The organism is Actinoplanes sp. NPDC051633, from assembly GCF_040681735.1.
Classification (GTDB): domain Bacteria; phylum Actinomycetota; class Actinomycetes; order Mycobacteriales; family Micromonosporaceae; genus Actinoplanes.
The window spans coordinates 1-2,151 of record NZ_JBFAZH010001254.1 but is presented as its reverse complement, the minus strand read 5'-3'; the positions used below and the strand labels follow the sequence as shown (position 1 = coordinate 2,151).

Below are 2,151 nucleotides of genomic sequence, written 5' to 3'. Positions count from 1 at the left end.
GCTCCGGTCGGGTCGTCCACGGCGCTGTCGCTCCGGTCGGGTCGTCCACGGCGCTGTCGCTCCGGTCCCGGCGTCCACGGCGCTGTCGCTCCTGCCGCGTGTCCACAGCGCTGCCGACCCGATCGCGTCGTCCAGAGCGCTGTCGCCCCGCCCCGGCGTCTGTAGGCGCGGTAGTGGTAGCGCAGCCCGCTGACGCGGCCTGTGCGTGCCCGCGGAGCGGCGCAGCTGCCGCGTCAGCGGCCAAGGGTGACCATTTACGCAGAACGAAGGGAGCGCAGCGACCGGCCTCCGACGGGAGCGACGGTCTGTACCCCGACGGACCTGGGACCAGAATTTGATCTTGAGGTAAATGGCCTTCCGGAAGGACCGACGACAGCGATCAGGAGAGCCGCTCGAGGACCATGGCCATGCCCTGGCCGCCGCCCACGCACATCGTCTCCAGGCCGATCGACTTGTCGTGCCAGTCCAGGCTGTTGAGCAGCGTGCCCGTGATGCGCGCGCCGGTCATGCCGAACGGGTGGCCGACCGCGATCGCTCCGCCGTTGACGTTCAGCTTCTCGATCGGGATGCCCAGGTCCTGGTACGACGGGATGACCTGCGCCGCGAAGGCCTCGTTGATCTCGACCAGGTCGACGTCGTCGATGGTCATGCCGGCGCGGGCGAGGGCCTGCTTCGACGCCTCCACCGGGCCGAGGCCCATGATCTCGGGGGACAGGGCGGTCACGCCGGTCGACACGATGCGGGCCAGCGGCGTGATGCCCAGCTCGCGCGCCTTCGTGTCGCTCATGATGACCACCGCGGCCGCGCCGTCGTTGAGCGGGCAGCAGTTGCCGGCCGTGACCCGGCCGTCGGGGCGGAACACCGGCTTGAGCCCGGACACGCCCTCCATCGTCACGCCCGGCCGCGGCCCGTCGTCCTTGGCGACCACCGTGCCGTCCGGCAGCGTCACCGGGGTGATCTCCCGCTCCCAGAAGCCGTTCGCGATCGCCTTCTCCGCGAGGTTCTGACTGCGGACGCCGAACTCGTCCATCTCCTCACGCGAGACGTTCTTGATCTGCGCCAGGTTCTCCGCGGTGTAGCCCATCGCGATGTAGATGTTCGGGATCTTGCCGTCCTGGCGCGGGTCGTGCCAGACGCCGCCGTCCTTCGCCTCCGCCGCGGTGCGCGCCTCGGCCTCGACGAACTGCGGGTTGTGCCAGCTGCCGCCGACCAGCGCCTGCGCCTCGGGCGGCAGGCCGTCGGAGTTGCCCCGGGCGTAGCGCGAGACCATCTCGACGCCGGCCGAGACGAAGACGTCACCCTCGCCGGCCTTGATCGCGTGGAACGCCATGCGCGTGGTCTGCAGCGAGCTCGAGCAGTAACGGGTCACCGTCGCGCCGGGCAGGCCGTCGAGGCCGAGCAGGGTGGCGACCACCCGGGCCTGGTTGAAGCCCTGCTCGCCGCCGGGCAGCCCGCAGCCCAGATAGAGGTCCTCGATGAGGGTGCGGTCGAGCTCGGGGACCTTGTTGAGCGCGGCATCGACGATCGTGGCCGCTAGGTCGTCGGAGCGAAGATCCTTGAGCGAGCCCTTGACGGCGCGGCCGATCGGGGAGCGGGCGGTGGCGACGATGACAGCTTCCGGCATGCCCTCACGTTAACGCGGCGGTAACTTGCCCTGGAAGTGCAACTTCGTCACACCGCGGCGGCCAGCGCCGCTTCCTCGACCGCCGGATACAGCGCGTGCGCCCACACCCGATACCCATCGGCCGACGGGTGGTAGCCGTCGTAACAGAGCGTGCCCGCGTCTGCCCGGAACACCGCGCCCGTCTCGCGGCCCAGCTCGACGACCGTGCCGCCGGCCTCGACCACCGCGTCGGCCTGCGCCCTCGCCATGCGGCGGCCGAGCAGCCCGGCGACCTGCCGCAGCGGGGGCGCGATCGACCGGATCGCGCCCAGGTCGGGGCAGGTGCCCACGACGACCTCGACGCCCGCCTCGCGCAGCCGGCGGACCGCGGCGCCGAGATGGTCGGCCGCCTCCTCCGGCACCCGCAGGCCGACCGCGTCATTCGTGCCGATCAGCACCACCGCGACGTCGGGCTTGTCGCCGAGCAGCGCTCGGGCCACCTGGGTGGCCAGGTCGGTCGAGCGGGAGCCGGCCACGCCGACGCTGGA

General features: G+C 71.7%; 2 protein-coding genes. Both read right to left on the bottom strand.

The genetic code is table 11. The features are described from left to right. Positions 1-379: 379 nt before the first annotated feature. Positions 380-1,624: an acetyl-CoA C-acetyltransferase gene (locus AB0M20_RS39735; protein WP_364306262.1), complete on the bottom strand. Its 1,245-nt coding sequence runs from the start codon at positions 1,622-1,624 to the stop codon at positions 380-382. Between the two features lie 47 nt (positions 1,625-1,671). Then, the coding region (locus AB0M20_RS39730; RefSeq protein WP_364306260.1) for an SGNH/GDSL hydrolase family protein at positions 1,672-2,151 on the bottom strand (480 nt) is incomplete at its 5' end.

Bases quoted from the DNA above. Each gene is read 5' to 3' on its own strand.
- AB0M20_RS39735 (WP_364306262.1), bottom strand. From the start codon at position 1,624: ATGCCGGAAGCTGTCATCGTCGCCACCGCCCGCTCCCCGATCGGCCGC.